At 43.5% G+C, this 19,683-nt stretch carries 14 protein-coding genes; 8 read left to right on the top strand and 6 right to left on the bottom strand.

Annotation, left to right across the window (positions count from 1 at the left end; genetic code table 11):
- Window positions 1-32 precede the first annotated feature (32 nt).
- Genes H6571_00845 through H6571_00835 form a run of 3 tightly spaced genes read left to right on the top strand, consistent with a single transcriptional unit; the run spans window position 33 to window position 5,428 of the window.
- Window positions 33-2,897, top strand: coding sequence for a T9SS type A sorting domain-containing protein (locus tag H6571_00845; GenBank protein ID MCB9322264.1), 2,865 nt, complete (start codon window positions 33-35; stop codon window positions 2,895-2,897).
- 37 nt (window positions 2,898-2,934) lie between these two features.
- A complete protein-coding gene (locus H6571_00840; GenBank protein MCB9322263.1) occupies window positions 2,935-3,822 on the top strand; it encodes a decaprenyl-phosphate phosphoribosyltransferase in 888 nt (295 codons plus the stop codon).
- 1 nt (window position 3,823) lies between these two features.
- Entirely contained in the window at window positions 3,824-5,428 is a 1,605-nt protein-coding gene (locus H6571_00835; protein MCB9322262.1) for a glycosyltransferase family 39 protein, read from the top strand.
- Here H6571_00835 and H6571_00830 read toward each other — a convergent pair whose 3' ends face one another.
- Window positions 5,429-6,025: an HAD-IB family hydrolase gene (locus H6571_00830; GenBank protein MCB9322261.1), complete on the bottom strand. Its 597-nt coding sequence runs from the start codon at window positions 6,023-6,025 to the stop codon at window positions 5,429-5,431.
- A 148-nt stretch (window positions 6,026-6,173) separates the two neighbouring features.
- Here H6571_00830 and wecB point away from each other — a divergent pair, with 148 nt between their 5' ends.
- From wecB to H6571_00810, 4 genes are all read left to right on the top strand, one after another.
- Complete coding sequence (gene wecB, locus H6571_00825) at window positions 6,174-7,253, top strand: UDP-N-acetylglucosamine 2-epimerase (non-hydrolyzing) (protein MCB9322260.1); 1,080 nt, start codon at window positions 6,174-6,176, stop codon at window positions 7,251-7,253.
- Between the two features lie 26 nt (window positions 7,254-7,279).
- A complete protein-coding gene (locus H6571_00820) occupies window positions 7,280-8,077 on the top strand; it encodes a hypothetical protein (GenBank protein MCB9322259.1) in 798 nt (265 codons plus the stop codon).
- 4 nt (window positions 8,078-8,081) lie between these two features.
- The gene (locus tag H6571_00815) at window positions 8,082-8,444 is read left to right on the top strand and encodes a helix-turn-helix transcriptional regulator (protein MCB9322258.1); all 363 of its coding nucleotides are present in this window, start codon (window positions 8,082-8,084) and stop codon (window positions 8,442-8,444) included.
- A gap of 400 nt (window positions 8,445-8,844) precedes the next feature.
- On the top strand, window positions 8,845-9,930 hold the full coding sequence (locus tag H6571_00810; protein ID MCB9322257.1) for a sugar transferase: 1,086 nt from the start codon (window positions 8,845-8,847) through the stop codon (window positions 9,928-9,930).
- A 168-nt stretch (window positions 9,931-10,098) separates the two neighbouring features.
- Here the strand turns inward: H6571_00810 and H6571_00805 are convergent, their stop codons facing one another.
- Window positions 10,099-12,303, bottom strand: coding sequence for a CotH kinase family protein (locus H6571_00805; protein MCB9322256.1), 2,205 nt, complete (start codon window positions 12,301-12,303; stop codon window positions 10,099-10,101).
- A 93-nt stretch (window positions 12,304-12,396) separates the two neighbouring features.
- On the bottom strand, window positions 12,397-14,217 hold the full coding sequence (locus tag H6571_00800; protein ID MCB9322255.1) for a beta-glucuronidase: 1,821 nt from the start codon (window positions 14,215-14,217) through the stop codon (window positions 12,397-12,399).
- A 166-nt stretch (window positions 14,218-14,383) separates the two neighbouring features.
- Here H6571_00800 and H6571_00795 point away from each other — a divergent pair, with 166 nt between their 5' ends.
- Window positions 14,384-14,806 carry an SDR family NAD(P)-dependent oxidoreductase gene (locus H6571_00795; protein MCB9322254.1) on the top strand — a complete coding sequence of 141 codons (423 nt, stop codon included), beginning with the start codon at window positions 14,384-14,386 and terminating at the stop codon, window positions 14,804-14,806.
- Window positions 14,807-14,890: 84 nt separating this feature from the next.
- Here the strand turns inward: H6571_00795 and H6571_00790 are convergent, their stop codons facing one another.
- The 3 genes from H6571_00790 to H6571_00780 all read right to left on the bottom strand — a co-directional run bounded on the left by H6571_00790 (window position 14,891) and on the right by H6571_00780 (window position 19,663).
- Complete coding sequence (locus tag H6571_00790; GenBank protein MCB9322253.1) at window positions 14,891-16,072, bottom strand: galactose mutarotase; 1,182 nt, start codon at window positions 16,070-16,072, stop codon at window positions 14,891-14,893.
- Between the two features lie 19 nt (window positions 16,073-16,091).
- Window positions 16,092-17,591, bottom strand: a complete 1,500-nt coding sequence (gene araA / locus H6571_00785) for an L-arabinose isomerase (protein MCB9322252.1) — start codon at window positions 17,589-17,591, stop codon at window positions 16,092-16,094.
- Between the two features lie 86 nt (window positions 17,592-17,677).
- Window positions 17,678-19,663: an alpha-L-arabinofuranosidase gene (locus H6571_00780; protein MCB9322251.1), complete on the bottom strand. Its 1,986-nt coding sequence runs from the start codon at window positions 19,661-19,663 to the stop codon at window positions 17,678-17,680.
- Window positions 19,664-19,683 lie beyond the last annotated feature (20 nt).

Below are 19,683 nucleotides of genomic sequence, written 5' to 3'. Positions count from 1 at the left end.
TTCCAAAACCTTTCCATAAAAAATCATTTCAAATGTGCAGAATATTTCAGCTTAAGCGCCCCTTATGGTTATACTTGTCATGCATTATTTTATTCACTCCCTTACACCTTGAAGCACAACTCAAACACATTTATCTGGCCAACGATAATCATACCGACTTTTTTTGGTCGGCCAGCGCCCAAGATTACGAGTCGGTTGCCCTCAACGAAATAGATTTCCATCTCGATCTGACAGAGGCTACCCTCAACATGCCGGGGCCTTATCAAAATCGATATAACCTGGACTGTTCCTGGTATGCCTATACCTACCGACAAAACAGAACCCCCGAACAATTCCAACGGCTGATCGATCATCTTCAAAGCGGTCATATGAGTTTGCCTTTAAACTGGCTGGTTTCCACTTACGGCGGCCAGCCTACTGAGGCTGTATTACGTGGTATGTATTGGTCAGGACAACTGGGACGTGAATTTAACCTGGATATCAATATGGCGGTAAGCATGGAAAACCAAACCCTTCCCCTTGGTTTAGCTTCTCTTTGGGCCGGTTCCGGAGCAAAATATTCATGGAGAGGAGTCTGCGGATGTGCGACAAAAGTTCCCTTGTCCCTTTTGGCCAACAGACCACATGAAATTTACCATTACCAGGGATTAGATGGCAGCAAGGTGCTTATGAAATGGTACTCCCTTGATTCAGCAGTTCCCGGGGGAGGTAAGTTGGGTGGTTATGCGGAAGCGACAAGTATTTCCTCTGCCATTGCCAGTTGTGAAGCCAAATGCAACACCATCAATTACCCCTACAACATAGCAGGGGCTTTTGGCCATGCCGGGGATTTTTTAGAACTTTTGGCGGGTTATTTCCCTGAACTTGCAGAGTACTACTCCAATGACAGCAGGCAATTGTACGTTTCAAACGAGCATGATTTTTTCGAGCATTTTGAAAGCTCTTTTAACACGGAAACCCTGCCTGTGGAATCGGTAACTTACGGAAATGAATGGGATATCAACTGTGCAACCTTGGCTCCCGTTACCGCCAAGATACGGAATTCGGTCGAAAAATTGCGCACAGCTGAGGCCCTTGCGAGTCTGGTATCTCTGGTTCAGCCAGGGTTTTATACTCCAAATGACCCGTCACGAACCAAAGCATGGATGGCGTTAGGCGCTTACTGGGAACACAATTTCGGACTAGGAGGATGCTGTTATGCCGAACGAAATGACTGGCATATTATGCTCCAGGAGCAGGTGTCAAATTATGTGGACTCCCTTTATCAGGCCTCCCTGGAAGCCTTAGCCCAAAAAATACCCCTGGAAAATTCAAATACACGCTTTTTTGTGTTCAACGGGTTGGGTTGGACCCGGTCGGATATAGTTCAACTCCATTACTCCGGAAGTGCAAATATCCAGGTAATTGACCTTCAAAGCAATATGGCCGTTCCTTTCCAATTCAATGCAGGAGACGAAGGACAGATGCTCCAAATTTTTGCAGAAAATGTTCCGGCGCTTGGGTATAAAGTTTTCGAAATAAAATACAGAGTTCCATCACAAACCGAAGACGCGGCAACTTTCGAGGAAAATATTTTTGAAAATTCTTTTTTTCGATTGACCGTAACTCCGGAGGGCGTCATTACCAGTCTGATCGACAAAGAAAACGGATCCGAAGAATTTGTATCCGAAACCGATGGCCGTTTTGTGAATGACTTTGGTCAGGGAAACGGAACAAACGGCCAAACCACTGTTTTAAATAAAGGACCTGTTTCCGTAACCATTGCCTGTACCTCCGGCCATCCATTACAGCATACCAGTTATTTTACCCTCTACAAAAAATTAAAAAGGATTGATATTACCAATCAAATTTCACAAACTTTTGGGGACAACATAAGAACCTATGCCTTCTCTTTCGACATGGACAACCCTACCCTGTGGCATGAAGAATTAGGGGCCATTCTAAAAGCAAAATACGTTTCCAACGGAGGTCATTACGCCGGGCCGGATCAACCCATCCGGCATGACTGGCAAACCCTCAATCATTTTGCTGACATTGGCACTCCAAACAAAAGAATTACGCTCTCCAACGTAGGAGCTGCTTTTATGAAACTGGGGAACAGTACCTATGATTTTCTAGATGAAAGTGCAGCCCAGATCAACGTGTTAATTGGCGGGATGATGATTCCCATTGGCGATCCAAATGTTTCCAATCAAAACGGGTTCACGGAATTTGAAAATTCTTTTGCCCTGCGAACCTATAATGACATTTTCAACGCAGGAAATTCTATGAAATTCGCCATGGAACATCAAAATCCACTGGCCTCAAAAATAATTGGTGGACAAACCCCTATGCTCCCCCCTGACACCTTTTCATTGGTAAGCATCAGCGATCCGAATGTTCTTTTATGGGCCTTGAAACCTGCAGAAGAAGGCATGGAAAACGGAGGGCTGATCCTGAGGCTGTGGAATATGGATACTTTAAATCACCCCACTACCCTGGATTTCAATCCGGAAATTCTTGCTGCACAGAAAACAACCCATCTGGAAACCAACCTGGCTTCCGCGACCATTCAGGAAGGAAACCTTTTTGTGGAAATTGGGCAACAAAGGCTTGAAACGTACCGAATATTCCCCGATACCCTTCTGGTCAATTCCATTACAAACACTTTGGCCGGAATGCTCATCAATATATACCCAAACCCCGCTTCTTCCGACAAATTAAATATTGAAATTCACGATTACAAAACCCCGGTAATATTAAAAATTTACAATGCAAAAGGACAGTTGATTATTACGGAAAACTTAAAGTCCCGGATCAACCATCTTGACCTCAATAATTACCCGACGGGCATTTATCTTTTCTCTTTTGAATCCGAAAGAAAAAATTCCATCAAAAAAGTGGTCATCACTCATTGAAGAAATGATGTGGTTAACGCTTTGAAATAGTCCGAAAATGATTAGAAATATTTTGATCAGCATGCGCCCATATCAATGGGCAAAAAATGTTCTCGTTTTTGCGGCGTTGTTCTTCTCCCTTTCTTTTTTAAATATCCAGGCCATTCAATTGAGTGTGGGAGCCTTTATCGCATTTTGTCTGGTGAGCAGTGGCGTTTATTTAATGAATGATATTCGCGACAAAAAGGCAGACCGTTTACATCCTGTAAAAAAAAACAGGCCCATTGCTTCGGGCAACCTGCCCGTTTCTACTGCACTTTTCGTTTTATTCCTGTTGATGGGTCTTGGGTTGGTGCTCAGTTTTATTATTAATCAAGGCTTATTCATTATTTTAATTTTTTATGTTCTTATGAATTTAGCCTATTCTCTGGGCCTGAAAAAGGTGGTGCTGGTGGATGTGATGATCATTGCCATGGGATTCTTATTAAGAGCCGTCGCGGGGGCCTTTGCTATTGGAGTCGCCGTGTCTCCCTGGCTTTTTATCTGCACGCTGATGCTGGCTCTTTTACTGGTCTTTGGAAAGAGGCGTCATGAACTCGCTATGTTACAGGCCGAAGCGGGAAAACACCGAAAATCACTGGAGCAGTATAGCCTGCCTTTCCTGGACGGACTCATGTTTATCAGTGCGGGAGCGGCCATTGTGACCTACTCACTTTACACCATGGCAGAAGAGGTAGTCAGCAGGTTTGGTACCCAATGGCTACTGGCCACCACACCGCTTGCCATTTATGGCGTGTTCAGGTACCTCTACCTGGTTTATATCAAAAAAGACGGCGGAGATCCTACCAAATTAATGATTACTGACAAACCATTTTTGATCAATGCATTGCTTTGGGTTCTCTCGGTCATTTCAATTCTGTTTTTTTCAAAATATAGCCCTGTTTAAAATGAAATGGATTAAAGATGCTTTTTTCGATTTTGACCACAAAATGGAAAATATAATTCATTACAAAGGCATTTCCGGCAAAAAGGCAAATCTTATATTTTTGATAATTCTTATCCTGACGGCGGTGGCCAGACTCCTTATTATCGACACTCCGCCGCTGGACCGAACCGAGTGGAAGGAGATTGACTACCTGGCAATATCCGACAACTATTACCACAACGGTTTTAATTTTTTAAAACCAGAGGTTTCATGGCCTGCTGAGCCTCCCCGGGTTACGGCAATGGAATTGCCCATTGTACCCTATTTTGCCAGTTTGTTGTACCTTGTTTTCGGTCAAAATGTATATTCCGTCCGGCTAACCACTTTTCTTGCCTATCTGATGCTTTCTGTCTTTTCTTACAAACTCGTTAAACGGGAATCCGGGACAGTATTAGCCTTGACGACCGCATTGTTTGTGGGAATATTCCCTTTGGGGAGTTTTTACAGAAATTACTTGTTTTCCGAGCCGGTAATGATATTTTTTTCCGTTTTTTCAATTTACCAATTCGCCCAGTGGATCGATTATCGTAAAAAAATAAATTTGGTATTTTTCATTATCGGATTCTCCTTAGCTCTTTCACTAAAACCTACGAGTCTGTACCTGGCTTTGCCGCTGCTATGGATTTATTTTAGAAAATACAGGTTTGAGTTCAAAAAATATGTGGGACTATTCATGCCTATCGCCGCTTCAATGATCCTTCCTTTGTTATGGTACATTTATGCCTATCATCTTTCAAAAAATTCCATTGATGTTTTTGGCGTTTTCGGCGGGAAGTTTGGCGGGCACAACAAATTTCAAACCATTGCCATGCTTTCCACCTTAGACTGGTATATTGAAATTTATGCCCGGTTGAGAAGGATGCTTTTAGGCAATGCCGGGCTCTTAATGATGGCTTTGGGTGTTTTTATTGCCCTCTTTTACAAAAAAGGAGGGCTTTTCATCGCTTACCTGTTGGCCATTGGCTGTTTTTTCATCATTGTAGCAGAAGGAAATTACGATACCCATTATCGTCAACTGACCATCATACCTTCGGCGGCCTATTTTGTGTCCCTGGGCACCATTGGGTTTGGAATAATGATTTATAACATGGCTTTAAAAATAAAGCGTATAGATCCAAAAAGGGCAAAATTTATGTCAATTTTAGGCTGCATTGCCATTTTAGCCATAGCACCGGTTTCAAAGCCTGAACGATATCTACCCCGGGACAAATCGATGCCCTCCCATCAGCCGGAATGGATCCTGGCACGGGAGATCAACCAACTGGCACCCGGCGCTGCCCGGATCATTATGACAGGTGCCTACACTATCCACAAAGGAGGTAATGACCTCAGTCCAGTAATTTATCATTACTCCGGTCTGCAAGGCTGGTCTATCCAGGCAGGGGAATGGAATGAACAGGTAATTGATGAGCTAAAAGGAAAAGGCGCCACCTTGTTGGGGGCTTTGTATTACAAAAGAGAACCAGGATTGGAAAAATTCCTAAGTACACTATCCCATAAATATGAAGTCTTATACGTCAACCCGGAAAAGCAATTGATGCTAATCTCCCTGGAGGAAGAACAATGATCAATCCAGGAAGGGTTTGTACAGGTATTTCGTCGCGATTTTAATCATTTCAAGATCCCCATCACTGTCACCATAAACAATAATTTCACTAAATTTTTTTAAATCATAAACCTCCGTAAGCCTTTTTACTTTTTCCGGGCCATGGCAGTTTTTTCCCTCAATTTTACCGCTGATGAACCCGTTTTGAAGGGCGAGCCTGGTGCCGATGCAGGAAAGTTTATTTTGATGACACCAGGGATTCAGCCAATACTCAATGGCCGCACTGACAATAACCAGTTCATCCCCATAGTCCTGGTGTTCTTTTAACCGATGGAAACCCAAAGGTCTTAAAATGTCCGGTATTTTTTCCAGGCTAAAACGCTCACAGGCCTGCTGAAAATCAAGTAGTGGCAATCCGCCAAAAAAATGGGTGAGGTAAAATTCCTTTGCTTTCCAATTGGGAATAAATCCGACTTTATAAAGGAGCAGAATCGGAGAAAGATATAACATCCCGATGTAAAACCGGAAAACACCATGAAAATACCTGGTAAATTCAAGCATAGAATCTTTACGGGTGAGTGTGCCGTCAAAATCGAATATTACCAGTCTCTTTTCCATTAAGTATCAAATATGATTATTACAAAAATATATATTTTAATCACAACTCAACATTTTTTTAGCCCTAAACCATCTTCTTATCGGGCTTGGAAAATTTAAATCTCCGGGTTCATCTCCCCCCCCAAAATGTATAATGAATCTTAAAAAAATGTCCAAAAAATTATTATTCGTGGTCGGTGCCCGGCCAAATTTCATCAAATTGGCCCCTCTATGTTCCACAATCAAAAAAACATCGGGACTGGATTTTAAAATAGTTCATACCGGTCAGCATTATGATCAATCGATGTCGGATATCTTTTTTGATGAATTGGAGATTCCGAAACCCGACTTCCATTTGAATATCGGTTCCGGATCCCATGCCTGGCAAACGGGAAAAATCATGGTCGAGTTGGAAAAATTATGCATGGAACATCGCTTTTCAGCCATGGTGGTTATCGGGGACGTAAACTCCACCCTTGCCGGAGCGCTGGTGGCCTCGAAGCTAAACCTTCCCGTGGTACATATTGAATCAGGATTGAGGAGTTTTAACCGAAAAATGCCTGAAGAGATCAATCGCATTGCCACCGATCATATTTCAGACCTGCTTTTTGCCCCTACCCGGCTGGCCATGAGGAACCTGGAAGATGAGGGCCTTGCCAAGCGATCATATTTCAGCGGTGATGTCATGTTCGATATGATACTGATGGGGCAGGAATTAGCGGAAAAGAAAAATAGTATTCTCCAAAAGCTAAAACTTAAGCCATACAATTATTACCTGGGCACCCTGCATCGCCCTTATAACGTAGATAAAGCCAGCCAGTTACAGGAAATTATGAGTGCCTTTTCCCATCTCGACAAAAAGGTGTTGTTATCTGTCCATCCCCGGTTAAAAAAGAATCTTGATCAGTTTAAAATAATCATGGGCAAAAACATCATGCTAAAAGACCCGGTGGGTTATCTCGATTTTATCACCCTGGAAAAAAACGCGGCGAAAGTGATCACCGATTCCGGCGGGGTGCAAAAAGAAGCCTTTTTTCTCAAAAGACCTTGTGTAACCCTTCGCCCTGAAACAGAATGGATGGAAACGGTGGAAGCCGGGGCCAATATTTTGATAAAGGAACGCACTGAACAAGCCATCCTTGAAGGTATTGAAGGCGAAAAAACCGCAAAATTTGAAGAAAAACCCTATGGCGACGGGCATGCTTCAACGTTTATTATATCTACGATAAAAGAAAAATTACTTTCCTGATCATTCCCAGGGAAGACTAAACCATCATGAGAGATTTTTCGATTCAACTCTATAAGATCCTGCTTGAAGAATTGATTCAGGCAGGTTATAAATTCCAAACCTTCCGGGAATTCCAAAGCACTCAGGGAAAGCGGGTGGTGGTGCTTCGACATGATGTGGATGATCGAAAGTTAAATGCCCTTGAGTTTGCGCAAATCCAAAAGAAGAAAGGCATTAAAGCAACCTATTTTTTCAGGATTGTTCCCCAGAGTTTTGATAAAAACATCATCAGGGAAATTTCGGATATGGGTCATGAGATCGGTTATCATTATGAAGACATGGCGCTGGCCCATGGGAATCCTGTTCTCGCTATTACGTATTTTGAACGTCACTTAGCCCAACTCAGGAGCATTGCTCCCATTTCCAGTATTTGCATGCATGGCAGTCCCAGGTCGAGACACGACAACAAAAAAATATGGAATACCTATAACTACAGGGATTACGGCATCACCGCCGAGCCCTATTTTGATGTTGATTACCAACGGGTTTGCTATTTAACAGATACCGGGAGAAGGTGGGACGGCCAAAAATTCAGCATAAGGGATAAGGTAAAAAACGACTTCAATTTAAAGTTCCGATCCACCTATGATATACTGGACGCCTTAAAGAAAAATAAGCTTCCTGAAAAGGTTATGTTTACTTTTCACCCACAACGCTGGACAGATTCTTACCCCTTATGGTTAAAAGAAAAATGGACTCAAAACCTAAAAAATATCATAAAATTCTGGTTTATTAAATTAAAAGCTGAACCTGAAAAGGTCTTAAAACAGAAAGCCGAAATTTAAACCTATGAACAGGACATATTTTCCACCGCCCCCTCTTTTTCACCATTCCAAATGGTTAATGGAAGTCAATGAGTTTATCGTGGATCATTTGAGCGATCGCAACCTTACCGTTTCTGATATGGCCGGTGCAGTTTTTTTGAGTGAACGGCAATTCTATCGCAAATTAAAAAGAGCGACCGGTAAAACGCCTAACGAGTATTTAACAGAAATCAGACTCGAAAAAGGCAAGGCGTTACTTGAATCGGGCACTTATTCCACCCTCAAAGAAGTAGCCCTTTCCATTGGTTACTCCCGTTCTGATTACTTCTCCCACTTATTTGAATCCCATTATGGGTTCAAACCCGCCTCTTATTTTCATTTGTTTTAAAATTTATTAATGTTTTGAAAATCTGTAAATTTTCTAATTATTACCAGGGCGTTACCTCCTATTAAATGTCAGTATTTTGGGATGATATGGCAGGATAATGAGCCTGAATTCCCTTAATTTTATCGGTGTAGAAAAAGGTTGATTCCATGGTAATCACCCTTAAGTAACCTTACCCAAATTAATTGAAACACCTGGTTTGCAATGCCTAAACTCGAGGTCTTTAAAAATGGTCAACTACGCTAAAGACTAAGTTTAGACAAAAATGTTCCCCTTTTAACAGGAAGTTTTATTAGGTCCGCCTTTGTATTGTTAGCTGTCCTGGGCTTCCTGAGAAACCATTTTGGGATAACTTCCCGTCCGGGAATAGTTTATCCTTTGTGAACAAACGTGGAGAAACGCCATGATCTATGAACAAACACTAACCCCTGATAATGATCGGCAGGGAAGAGGAATCAGGATACCGGGCTCTATTCGTAAATTCGTTGAAAAATGGGTTAAGATCAATGCGGAGGAAGACCTGGTTTTGGTAAAAAAGGCTTCTGAACTTAGTTTCATCCATGCAGTAAACCGGAAAAGAATGAATAATAGCGGTTTAGGCTGCATCGTATGTTTAGTAAAAATCAACGATATCCCCCATATCAATGCCTTTTTTAAAGCAGCAAACCAAAAACTTCGCAACGGAGGATTTATCATTGGTTGTCTGGAAACCCAATGCGACCGAAAGCAACGTTTAATGGCCCGACAAAGGTGGCCTTTAAACATTATTAGTCGGTTTTTTGCCTATTTTCACAAAGAGTTCTGGACAAAGTTACCCATCGTCAATCGTTATTATCACCTGTCAGGAGAAACCGGCCGGGTCATTTCAGAAATAGAAGCCTACGGTCGGCTTTTCTCCTGTGGATTCGCTTTGTCAGGTACTAAAAAAATTGGTGGAAAACATTTTTTTGCCGCACAAAAAACAAGCCAACCGGACTTCAGCCATAAACCGTCTACCGGTCCCTTAATTTGCCTGGAACGTATCGGACAATATGGGAAACCTGTAAAAGTCTATAAAGTGCGTACCATGCACCCTTATTCTGAATACATTCAGGATTTCATATTCAGGCAAAATGGTTTTGGTTCAGGATGCAAATTCAAAGACGATCCGCGGGTTACCCCTTTGGGCCGCTTCCTAAGAAAATACTGGCTGGACGAACTTCCCATGATGGTCAACCTGGTAAAAGGAGATGTAAAATTGTTCGGTGTTCGCCCGGTGAGTCCGCATTATTTAAACTTGTTTCCTGAAGACTTCAAAAAATACCGCTGTCAGTTCAAACCCGGGCTCATTCCTCCCTTGTATGTTGAAATTCCCAATTCCATTGAAGACATAATGGCTATAGAACGGCGGTACCTGGAAGCATACCAACAACGCCCCCTGCTCACCGATTTGACTTATACCTACAAGGCTTTATATAACATCATTGTCAGGCGGGTGCGAAGCAAGTAATAAGGGCTACCTAATCATGTGAAACAAAAAAAACACTGTAAACAGAACGTTCTGTTCTCTATTTACCATCAACTTCTTTGAGTTTTTTGGCTTTAGTGACAGAGCAGTTGATTATTTATTTGTTAGGTTGATTCTTTGGAGTCAACCTAATTTTGATCCGATTTGCCTTTATTCCCTCACCAATTTCCCCACCTTCACCACACGTTGCTCCACCACCAGTTTGTAAAAGTAAATCCCTTCCTGATTATCCGGGAAGGAAAAGGACTGTCTTTCCAGTTTAGTCAGTTCCAGGGCTGCAATATTTCTGCCCAAAAGGTCATAAATAAAAAGCCGGCCTTTTTGAAACTTTGGATTTTGCATAAGAAAATTAACCTCCCCATGAAAGGGGTTGGGAAAAACCTGCAGGGAAAATTCGCTGTTTCCAGGATCTTTGGAGGAAACCGCACTGCAATCGCCCAGCATATTGTCGTCCATCCACTCCAGCCGCTCGGTCAACCAGTTTTTGAGGTAATTGACTTCCGAAGCGTAATCGGGGCCCACAAAACTATTGGGCCAAACATATTCCCCCAAAACGGGCCAGCGTTCAAAATTGCGCACCTGGGCCGCTTCAAGCAACAAAGCGTTATCATCGATAAATTGTAAAAGACTATCTGTTTGCAAAGATCCTTCACGCAGTTCCAGCCACCGGCAATTGGTCTGGTTTTGGATTTCAGGAATGGAAGTAAGCGTAAGCACCCAAAACGGTCGAAGGAACCCCAGGTTGGCCCAAATATAAGACCAGCCGTACGGACTGTCATCCTTGGCAAAATCAAAATTGCCGTAGCCCAGGTTGATATCCCACTGTGGCCCGAAATGGATTTTTCCGCCATTGCTGTCTTTGCGTTTATACATATAGAAACTGAATTTAAAATTGTCTATATGCTTATAAACTTCGGTGGCGATCCAGTAATCGATCCAGGAATCCACATCGATATAATTCTCATAAAAATCTGCATAACCAGGGCTGCTCATCGCACTTTCGAATTCATTGATATAGTCCTGAAGATAATCCTTCTGTTGCGGCATCAATTGCTCAGGGTTCGGATCCTGGAATTTAAAAAAAACGGCATTCGTAAACGGCGAACTCCAACCCGTTCCCGGGCCTTCATCATCCCTGTCCAGGCTGAAAATGTAGCCACCGGTCAGTTCATCCCCGGCGATGTCTTCCGGGTTGAGGGTGGCAATATCCACCCTGTTTTCATCCCGTTTGATCTTTTCTGTCAGCACGTACACGCCTTGGTATTCCTGGTTGACATACAATTCACACCAACGGGTTCTCGGGGCATACCTTCCCGTTTCCCGGGAAATATGATAGGATAAAACATTGCGCATCAGGCTTTTGTCAGAATAAGGGCCGTGCAGCACCCAATCGTTTTCTTCCGGCATGCCCAAAAGAGACACGTTGTTGTTTTCGCCATTTTCCAGGCGGGTTTCCAGGCTGAAATTATGTTTTGGGAAACCCAGGGAGGACGATCCCCTTATTTCAATGCCGATTTTTCCATCATAACCATTATAAGGATCTGTGAGATAATTTAAGCTCCCGGAGCCATTATCCACGATACCCAAATGGGCCTCGATTTTGGGTTCGTCGGGTATGTCTTGCCCCGAGGTGGTTTCTACAAACAACAACGGAAGATTAGAAGAGCCAAATGTCAGCGGTGGTATAAACCATGAAGGCAAAGGCTGATAGTTATATGAACCGTCCGTGACATTCAACAACAGAAAAAAGATGCCCGACAGATCGGATGAATTCAGACTAACATTATGCACCTGGATGGCCAGGGTATTTGATCCGTTTTTCAAAAGGCCCTGAACCTCATTTAATGGGATCGTAAAGGCTTCAGGCAGCCCTCCCTGGTACATTTGGGCTTCATGGAAGTCGCTGGCCGGCTCATTAAAAGCCGGGACGATTCCCGGTGAGCCGACATTAACCCTGGCGATCTCCACCCCATTGAGGTAAGCCACGAAGCCATCGTCGTAATCGGCATAAAGCACCATATTGTGGATAACTGCCGTGTCGATAATACCGAACGTTCTCCGCATGCACACGGAAAGCGTTTGAGGAATTTGGGTATTGTCATCCCCGTCCCCGTACCCAATACCGCCGGGGCCTTCATCCCAGGAGGAATCATTAAACCCATTGGTTTGCCAGCCCACCGCAGGCTGCGATATTCCCGGGCGATAATGCCAGGAATTTTCCGCAAGCACGGCAGCCTGCCATTGTCCGGTTGCCGGGACGGTATTCAAAAAAAATAACATAAGTAAAATCCACCCACTTTTTTGAAGGTAAAATTTATTCCCGATTATGGGGAGATTTCTTTGATAGTGCTCCATAGAAAATGTACTGTTTACCTTCGGTTTGTTTTTTTTTAATACTGAATTTCATTTAGGAGTTGGACCATTTCCCTGTAAATCATTTTATTTATCCTATTGCTCCATAATTTCCTTATACCATTTTTGCATCGCAAAAAAAGCTTTTTTCTTATCTCCTGAATTAGAGATTAGCCCTTTCCTGTTCCACCCGTCCTGAATTTTCGGAAGGTTTCGCCTGGGGGAACGGAAGTCAGCCAATATCCAGGGGGTCACCCCACATAATTCAGGCATTCCTTTCATCATCAAAATAGTCTGTTCATAAAGATATTCCTGGTATTCCTCCGTCCATCGGGTATATTTATCCCCATGATGCCCGGCCAGGGCTCCTGCTCCGAATTCAGACATGAGCACGGGTTTGCCCTGGTCAAAAAACCATTTCACATTTGGAATATCATCCGGGTGTCCACCATACCAACCTGTATATTGATTAAACCCAAGAATATCAACTTCCCTGGAAATTGGATCGTCAAAAATGTTTACTCCTTCACTGTTCACCCGGTGCTCCAGGGCGGCACTTACCAGCCGTGTATCATCCATCCGGCGGGTATGTTCGATCAACTTCTTCAAAAATGAATTCCGGGCCTCGCTTTGAGGCGTTTCATTGGCCATCGACCAAATGATGGTACAGGCCCTGTTTTTATCCCTGGTGATCACATCCGAAAGTTGTTTTTGGGCTTTTTGATACACTGCTTCATTGGAAAAATCAATAGTCCAGTAAACGGGGATTTCTTCCCAGAGCAAGATTCCCATCCGGTCAGCCAGGCGTATGGTATGCTCATTGTGAGGATAATGAGCCAGCCTGATAAAGTTGCAATTCATTTCTTTGGCCCAGGTAAAGGCTATAAGGGCATCCGCCTCGGCATAGGCTCTGCCGCCGCGCATGGTGTTTTCTTCATGCAAACTGATCCCCCTTAGAAAAAGGGGCGATCCGTTCAATAAAATTCTGTTTCCATTGGTTTCGACTGTTCTAAAGCCAATCTGGTCTTTTAGGGTTTCGTACCCTGTTGTGATGGCCACCTCGTACAATTTAGGGCTTTCAGGTGACCACAAGGAAAGATCGTCGAGCTGAAATTCAAAGGAAGCCTTACCATCAGGGCCGGTTTGCAGTTGTTGGGAAAAATTCAGTTCGGGAATGTTCAATTTCAGTTGCTCAATACGACTTTCCGATAATTGCACAAATCCTTTCACCTTATCACGGGTTCCTTTTTTTAGCTGGATAAAATAATCCAACACAAAAACAGGCGGTACCTCCACTAATTGTACGTCCCGGGTAATGCCCCCGTAATTCCACCAGTCGGTGTTCACGGTGGGAACCGCCTCTTTAAAACGGTTATTGTTCACCTTAACGACCAGGTAATTATCCTTAGACTTGAGATTTGCCGTTATTTCAAAGCTGAACGGCGTAAAACCTCCTTCATGGTAGCCTAATTTTTGTCCATTGAGATAGACCTCAGCAATATAATTCACCGCTCCAAAATGTAAAAAAACCCGGTTGTTTTCGCCTGATTTCTGGTAATCAAATGATCTTTTATACCACAGGGTTCCTTCGTAATAAAGCAGTTTTTCTTCCTGGGAGTTCCAGTCGCCCGGTACCTGTATAACAGGCGATTCATCAAAATTGTATTCTACCAGATCCATTTTATTTTGGGCCTTGCTATTATTGTAATAGGCTGCCGGAGACCCTGAATTATTGGTGTCGTATGCCTTGAGCCGGTAATCATAATATCCAAATTCATAGGGATCAATAATATAATTCCATTTACCATTGAGGGAGGTTGTATGACGATTGGCAATATTGGTAAATAGACCTGTCTGAGCCTCTGAAACATTTCCAAAGCCAAAAATCAATACCAAAAAAATGACGTATTTGTACATGAGTAATGAATTAAATTTTTCTAATTTACTAAATACGAAAAGACTTAAGATGGATTAACCTCCTGCGGTAAATAAGGTTACATGGCAATTGCATTAATCAATATCCCTATTGTGAAAAAGATACTCAGGGAACACAACCCGGTTAAACCAATTGGATTCATCTACAATGAAGAATGTCATTGTCTTCTTCTGGTCCGAATTTAATCAAAAAATTTGTGTTGTCAGGGCAGAATTCATTTTTTTTAGGAATTCCCTTTTTAACGCTGCGAATAAAATGGTTTTAGATGTCTGGAAGATAGCCCGATTTAATTCAATCGATTATCCTCTTGAAGAATGGGACAGGGTTCTTGAAGTAAATCTTACGGCCTCCTTCTTTCTGGCTCAACTCACTGCAAAACAGATGATCAAAAATGGAGAAGGTAAAATCATCAATATTGCCTCTCTTTTATCATATTCCGGTGGCATTACCGTTCCGGCCTATACTGCCAGCAAACATGGAGTGGCCGGAATTACCAAAGCCCTCGCCAACGAATGGGCTCAACACAATATCCAGGTCAATGCCATTGCGCCTGGGTATTTTAAAAATTGATGCCAAAAAAGAAAAGGGTCCCTCAGGTACCCTCTTCCCTAAATTTATTCAAATCAAACCAAGTATCATTATATTTTCATCCATTTACTTCACCGAAAATTTAAATGAAGTCTTCGTGGTGTATTTATCCCCCGGATTCAATAACACTGAGGGGAAATCCGGCTGGTTGGGTGAATCCGGATAATGTTGGGTTTCCAGGCAAAATCCCGTCCGGTGAGCATAAGTACCTGTTCCACCTTTCATAGGCAAAGTGCCATCCAGGAAATTTCCTGTATAAAACTGAATTGCGGGTTCATCAGAAAAAATCTCAAGGTACCTTCCACTTCCGGGATGGTAAGCCGTTGCTACCCTCCTGCTTCCATTGTTTTGGTCGTTCAACACCCAGCAATGATCATATCCAAGCCCTTTTTTCAACTGGTCATCGGCAGCGTTTATATCTCTGCCAACGGTTTTGGCGATCCTGAAATCAAAAGGAGTGTCCGTCACATCCGCCAGTCTTCCTGTGGGAATAAGGGTAGCATCTACAGGGAGATAGCTGTCGGCTTCCAACATAATTTCATGTCCCAGAATAGTCTGTGTGAAATCGCCGGACAAGTTAAAATAAGAATGTTGTGTCAGGTTGATAATGGTTTTTTTATCCGTTGAAGCCTCATAGAGTACATCCAGTGTATTGTCATCTTTCAACGTATAGGTTACCACCACATTCAGGTTTCCCGGATAACCTTCCTCCATATCTTTACTCAGGTAAGAAAGCTTTAGGGAACCGGAATGGTCTTCTACCAGTTCACTTCCTGACCAAACGACTTTATCAAAACCCTTTATCCCTCCGTGGAGGTGGTTCGGCCCATCATTGGTGGCCAGAGAATATTCAATATCGTCAATGGTAAATTTTCCTTTGGCAATACGATTGCCATACCTGCCGATAATCGCACCGAAATAAGGATTACTTGCCAGGTACTGACTCAGGGAATCATAACCAAGAACGATGTCTTTATAAACCCCTTCTTTATCAGGAGCGGTCCATTTGGTGATGATTCCGCCATAAGTGATTACGTCGATCTCCATCCCATTGGAATTTTTCAGGGTGTACAAATCCACACTTTCCCCTTCAGGCGTTTTTCCATAGTTAGCCTTTTCAATGGTTACCGCAGCGTGCACTTCTTCCCCTTCGGAAGCCTCTGACGGTTTATCCGTTTTACATTGGACCAGACTGAAGGACAGTCCGATGAGCATAAAACTATAGCATAATTTTTTTTTCATTGTCATAATTTTTTTGTTTTATCGGTTACATTCCATTTTGGAACAAGTGGTAATAAACCTCATTGGCATTGATCAGATTCTTAAAATCACGGATAACCGTATTCTCGTCAATCACCAGTAATTCGATCCCTGCAATGTCAGCAAAATCCTCCATATATTCAGTGGTAAGGGATTGCGAGAATACCGTATGGTGGGCTCCGCCGGCCAGGATCCATGCGGTTGCGGCATCTTCCAGGTTGGGCTTGGCATCCCACAGCACGCGGGCCACGGGCAATTTTGGCAGGTCTGCCTCACGTTTAACGGCCTCGACCTCGTTCACCAATAACCGAAACCTGTTTCCCATGTCAATGAGGGAAGTATTCAGGGCCGTGCCCGAGGGCGTATTAAATACCAGTCGCACAGGATCCTCCTTCCCGCCAATTCCCAAAGGATGCACTTCACAGGAAGGTTTCCCTTCAGCAATAGTGGGACATATCTCAAGCATATGTGACCCCAGTACGTAGGAGCGGTCGGGCTTGAAATGATAAGTATAATCCTCCATAAAGGAGGTACCCCCACTTAATCCCTGTCCCATAACCTTCATCGCCCTGAGCAAAGCGGAGGTTTTCCAATCGCCTTCTGCTCCAAAACCATATCCATCGGCCATCAGGCGCTGGACTGCAATTCCGGGCAATTGTCTGAACCCTCCGAGGTTCTCAAAAGTATCGGTAAAAGCCCTAAAACCCCCGGCTTCCAGGAAAGCCCTCAGTCCCAATTCAATGCGGGCGGCCTCGACAAGAGATTCCCGCTTAGCGCCGTTTTTCTGCAACTGAGGCGTTAAAGTGTATGAGGCTTCATATTCATCTATCAATTGGTTCAAAGCTGACTGTGAGACTGCATCCATATATTTCATGACATCAGAAGTATCGTAGCCATTGACAGAAAAACCAAAACGGATCTGAGCCTCGACTTTGTCACCTTCTGTTACCGCCACTTCCCGCATGTTGTCCCCGATACGAGCCAGTTTCATGTTTTGCATTTCATCCCAGCCCAATACAACCCTTGACCAAACGCCTAATTTCTGCTGCACACTTTCACTCTGCCAGTGCCCCACCACAATTTTTCGTTTTTTTCTCATCCTGGACATAATGAACCCGAATTCACGGTCGCCGTGGGCCGACTGGTTGAGGTTCATAAAATCCATATCGATCGTATCCCATGGTATCTCTGCATTAAACTGTGTATGCAGATGACACAGGGGTTTTTTCAAAATACTCAAACCCTTGATCCACATTTTAGCAGGGGAAAATGTGTGCATCCATGTGATCACCCCAACGCAGTTATGATCCGTATTAGCTTCAATGCAAACCGCCGCGATTTTATCCGGAGTGGTTACGATAGGCTTACATACAATATTTACCGGTAAATGGGGGGATGCATTAAGTCCGTTTACGATCTGAGCGGCATTTGCCGATACTTGTCTTAAAGTTTCTTCACCGTATAAATGCTGGCTTCCTGTAACAAACCAAAGTTCTTTATTTGACATATCTAACTATATTTTCAATATAAAAATCTAATTTTTCGTCTGAGCCGGCATTCTTTTGCCCGCCCAAAGGGTTTTGACCATTATGTTCATTTGAGTTTAAATCTGAGCACCGTAAAGGAATGAGGATCAAGGGTTACATTCACCATCTTTTTCCCGGCCAATACAGGTTTTTCTTTAGGGCTGATTTTCATAGGGGATTCAAAGGAATTTATATCATCAAAATGATCCGATTTGAGGATCAGCGCTACACCGTCCTGGTCAAGCCTGGCCCCGGAGAACTGGATGTCAACCTCCTGGCTTTGAGCTGAAGTATTGACCAGTTTGAAGATCACCGTGCCATTATCATCGTCCCGGACAGCGGAGGCAAAAAGGTCATTTTGGCCCGTGACAGCTTTGCCGTCTTTTGTAATGGAAAGAAGATCCGTTCCCCGATTGGTGGAATATAGTTTCTGGACGTAATAATTGGCCGTTCCATAGGCCTGAAGATTATTGAACCAGATCATATCCGGCGTCCACTGCCAGCCTTCTGCATGAGCCATCAAAGGGGCATAGGAAGTCATGACAACCACTTCTGCATTCCTTTCCAGGCCTGTCATAAAAGCCGCTTCCGACATCGCACATTCCCAGTTATTTTTATTATCAGGACTTGCAATGGCCACACTTTGAGCCGCATATTCCCCGGCAAATATTTTGGGACCGTTCCTGTCATATTTGTCATAACGCGTAGCATTTTCCCTAAACCATGAAGGCGGCCGGTAGTAATGCTCATCAATGATCTCTGCATGAAGTTTGACCAGTTCTTCCATGCCGTATTCAAAATGTTCTCCGTCAGGAAAAGGTCCGGCCCCGGAAATAATAGTCATTTCAGGATACTTTTCCTTTATTGCTTTTTCAAAAACCTTATAACGCTTGATGTATTCCGGTCCCCATTGTTCATTACCAACACCAATGAATTTCATATTAAAGGGTTCAGGGTGGCCCATATCGCTGCGCACCTTACCCCAGGGAGCGTCCACCGGACCATTGGCAAATTCAATCAGGTCCAGGGCATCCTGAACGTAAGGACCGATTTTCTCCATGGGTACCAACTCGCCTGTGTTGAACTGGCAGGCCATGCCGCACCCCAGGATGGGCAGCGGTTCCGCACCAATGTCCTCCGCCAATTGAAAATATTCAAAAAAGCCCAGCCCGAAACTCTGAAAATAATCAGGAGTCAGTCGATGATTGAATTCGGTATTCCACCTGTTGATCAATATTTGTCTTTCATCCACAGGGCCCACCGTTTTTTTCCATTGGTAACGCTTTGCAAGGGTGCGGCCTTCCACAATACAACCACCGGGGAACCTCAAAAAGCCCGGGTGAAGATCGTAAAGCAGTTGAACGATGTCTTTACGCAGGCCATTTTTCCTTTTGTTCCAGGTATCCTCGGGAAACAGGGAGATCATATCCAGATCAATGCTTCCTTTGCCTTCAAATGTAATTTTTAGCCTGGCTTTGGCCTCTGTTTCTTTTGCCACCAGGACAGCAGAATAGGATTTCCAGTCGGAAGCATCCGGTGTGACACTTGTTTCACCCAGGATCTTACCATTTGCATTAATAAACTGGAATTTAATTTTGGAGATGTTGCCTTCTTCTTTGGCCGCCATCAGGGTCAGGTTGTATTGGGCTCCGGCAATAATGCCCATCCCCCGAAAACCTTCATTGATCAGTACATAACCTTCAGGATCATTTACCAGTACCCTGTTGTAATTGCGGTTGGCGCTGTTGCCTGAAGTTTTGATGATGGTGGAAATGCCGGATTTCATATTCAATGAATGCCTGTCGCTGTTGGGTTGCAACCATCCCATCATGGGTTCTTCAAATTCAAACCCCCTGTTTTTGATCATTTCAGCATATAAACCGCCATCCGCGGCAAAATTAATATCCTCAAAGAAGATGCCGTACATGGTGGGTTGAATCCTGGTAACGGATTTTGAAACATCGACCGCTAAAGTGCTTTTTTGCCCTGTCGCCCAAAAGCCGGCAAACAAAAGGGCAACAAGCACGCCTGTTTTGATTGATAGTCTTATCATTTATGTAGCTGATTTTATTT

Source organism: Lewinellaceae bacterium, assembly GCA_020636105.1.
GTDB lineage: Bacteria > Bacteroidota > Bacteroidia > Chitinophagales > Saprospiraceae > BCD1.
This window is presented reverse-complemented; position numbering and strand designations above follow the sequence as displayed.

Coding starts and splice junctions, on each gene's coding strand:
- H6571_00845 (MCB9322264.1), top strand. CDS start 33: ATGTGCAGAATATTTCAGCTTAAGCGCCCCTTATGGTTATACTTGTCA.
- H6571_00840 (MCB9322263.1), top strand. CDS start 2,935: ATGATTAGAAATATTTTGATCAGCATGCGCCCATATCAATGGGCAAAA.
- H6571_00835 (MCB9322262.1), top strand. CDS start 3,824: ATGAAATGGATTAAAGATGCTTTTTTCGATTTTGACCACAAAATGGAA.
- H6571_00830 (MCB9322261.1), bottom strand. CDS start 6,025: ATGGAAAAGAGACTGGTAATATTCGATTTTGACGGCACACTCACCCGT.
- wecB (MCB9322260.1), top strand. CDS start 6,174: ATGTCCAAAAAATTATTATTCGTGGTCGGTGCCCGGCCAAATTTCATC.
- H6571_00820 (MCB9322259.1), top strand. CDS start 7,280: ATGAGAGATTTTTCGATTCAACTCTATAAGATCCTGCTTGAAGAATTG.
- H6571_00815 (MCB9322258.1), top strand. CDS start 8,082: ATGAACAGGACATATTTTCCACCGCCCCCTCTTTTTCACCATTCCAAA.
- H6571_00810 (MCB9322257.1), top strand. CDS start 8,845: ATGATCTATGAACAAACACTAACCCCTGATAATGATCGGCAGGGAAGA.
- H6571_00805 (MCB9322256.1), bottom strand. CDS start 12,303: ATGGAGCACTATCAAAGAAATCTCCCCATAATCGGGAATAAATTTTAC.
- H6571_00800 (MCB9322255.1), bottom strand. CDS start 14,217: ATGTACAAATACGTCATTTTTTTGGTATTGATTTTTGGCTTTGGAAAT.
- H6571_00795 (MCB9322254.1), top strand. CDS start 14,384: ATGAAGAATGTCATTGTCTTCTTCTGGTCCGAATTTAATCAAAAAATT.
- H6571_00790 (MCB9322253.1), bottom strand. CDS start 16,072: ATGACAATGAAAAAAAAATTATGCTATAGTTTTATGCTCATCGGACTG.
- araA (MCB9322252.1), bottom strand. CDS start 17,591: ATGTCAAATAAAGAACTTTGGTTTGTTACAGGAAGCCAGCATTTATAC.
- H6571_00780 (MCB9322251.1), bottom strand. CDS start 19,663: ATGATAAGACTATCAATCAAAACAGGCGTGCTTGTTGCCCTTTTGTTT.